General features: G+C 47.3%; 2 protein-coding genes. Both read left to right on the forward strand.

Going from position 1 to position 1,891, the window contains the following annotated elements:
- Nucleotides 1-43: 43 nt before the first annotated feature.
- On the forward strand, nucleotides 44-118 hold the full coding sequence (locus ACYVTD_RS12190; RefSeq protein WP_461248029.1) for a 4Fe-4S binding protein: 75 nt from the start codon (nucleotides 44-46) through the stop codon (nucleotides 116-118).
- Nucleotides 119-129: 11 nt separating this feature from the next.
- Complete coding sequence (locus ACYVTD_RS12195; protein ID WP_461248028.1) at nucleotides 130-1,881, forward strand: NADH-dependent [FeFe] hydrogenase, group A6; 1,752 nt, start codon at nucleotides 130-132, stop codon at nucleotides 1,879-1,881.
- The last annotated feature ends 10 nt before the right edge of the window (nucleotides 1,882-1,891 follow it).

A 1,891-nucleotide genomic window follows, 5' to 3' on the forward strand; every position in this document is an offset into this window, starting at 1 on the left:
AAATGCGTCAAGTTATCCCGATAAAAAACGTCCGCCTTACAGAATTAATAACGCAGAATGTATAAAGTGCGGTGAGTGCTTGGTTTCATGTAAATTTAACGCGGTGATAAAGGCATAAGGGGGAAGAACATGATTAACTTATCAATAAACGGTAAAACGGTTGAAGTAGAGCCGGGGACGACAATTCTTCAAGCCGCCCAGAAGGTGAATATAAAAATCCCGACTCTCTGCTATAATTCAGATCTTACGCCTTGGGCGTCGTGCGGTATTTGTATTGTGCGCCTTGCGGGTTCTCCAAAAATGGTGCGCGCATGCTGTACGGCATGTGAGCCTAATATGAATATTATTACCCACGACCCTGAGATAATCGCAGTCAGGCGTACTGTTTTGGAGCTTATCCTCTCCAATCACCCCAACGATTGTCTCCAGTGTCCGCGCAACCAGTCCTGCGAACTGCAAAATTTGGCGTCGGAGTTTGGGCTTAGAGAAGCGCCTTTTATAAAAGTAAAAAATGAGCTTCCCATTGACGATTCAAACCCCGCTATCGTGCTTTGCCCCGAAAAATGTATCCGTTGCGGCAGATGCGTAAAAGTGTGCCAGGAAGTGCAGAATGTTTGGGCTTTGGAATTCCTTGGGCGGGGCATACACGGAAAAATTGCCAGCGCCGCCGACGCTCCGTTAGGTGAGAGTCCGTGTATCAAGTGCGGACAGTGCGCCGCGCATTGTCCTGTTGGCGCTATTTATGAAAGAGATGACACTGTAAAAGTTTGGAACGCCTTGCAGGATCAGGAAAAACACACTGTAGTGCAAATTGCGCCTGCGGTTCGCGTCGCTTTGGCGGAAGAATTCGGTCTTGAACCGGGGACTGTGTTTACAAAGAAAATATACGCCGCCCTGCGCCGTTTGGGGTTTGATACGGTTTTTGACACAAACTTTTCAGCCGACCTTACCATAATGGAAGAAGGCTCAGAGCTTGTAAAACGCCTGACCGAAAAGGGAAGCGTTATTCCGTTGATAACTTCCTGTTGCCCCGCATGGGTAGATTACATGGAAAAATATTACAACGATATGATTCCCAATTTTTCAACGGCAAAATCGCCCCAGCAAATGATGGGAGCGATGATAAAATCTTACTGGGCGGAAAAAGCAGGAGTAAATCCAGATAAAATTTATTCAGTGTCTGTTATGCCTTGTACCGCAAAGAAGTGGGAAACAAAACGCAATGACGATATGAAAAGCGCGGGACATGGTTACGATGTTGATATTGTAATTACAACCAGAGAACTTGCCCGAATGATTAAACAGGCTGGAATTGACATTCTTAACCTTGCCGATGAAGATCCGGACAGTCCTTTGGGACCGTACACCGGAGCCGGAACAATTTTCGGCGCGACGGGCGGCGTAATGGAAGCCGCTGTACGCAGCGCATACTACCTTGTTACAAAGAAAGAACTCCCCGATGTAAACTTTAAACCCGCCCGCGGTCTTGACGGCGTAAAGGAAGGGGAAGTTGATTTTGGCAACGGAACAAAGATACGCATTGCGGTAGCTCATCAAATGGGAAATATTGCCGCGGTTCTGGACAAGATTCGTGAGGCGAAAAAAGCCGGTAAAGAGCCGCCGTATCATTTTATCGAGGTAATGGCATGCCGCGGCGGATGTGTCGCAGGCGGAGGACAGCCATACGGTTGTAAGGACGATATTCGCGAAAAACGCGCAAGCGGTCTTTACACGGACGATCAAAAATCACAGTTCCGCTGTTCACATCAGAATCCTTTTATCGCTCAAGTTTACAAGGATTTCCTTGGAGAGCCGGGCGGTCACAAGGCGCATCATCTTCTCCACACTAAATATGTGGAACGTCCGTTATATGTGAAGTAAAAAATGACAG

It is taken from the genome of Treponema sp. R6D11, from assembly GCF_054786075.1.

Coding starts and splice junctions, on each gene's coding strand:
- ACYVTD_RS12195 (WP_461248028.1), top strand. CDS start 130: ATGATTAACTTATCAATAAACGGTAAAACGGTTGAAGTAGAGCCGGGG.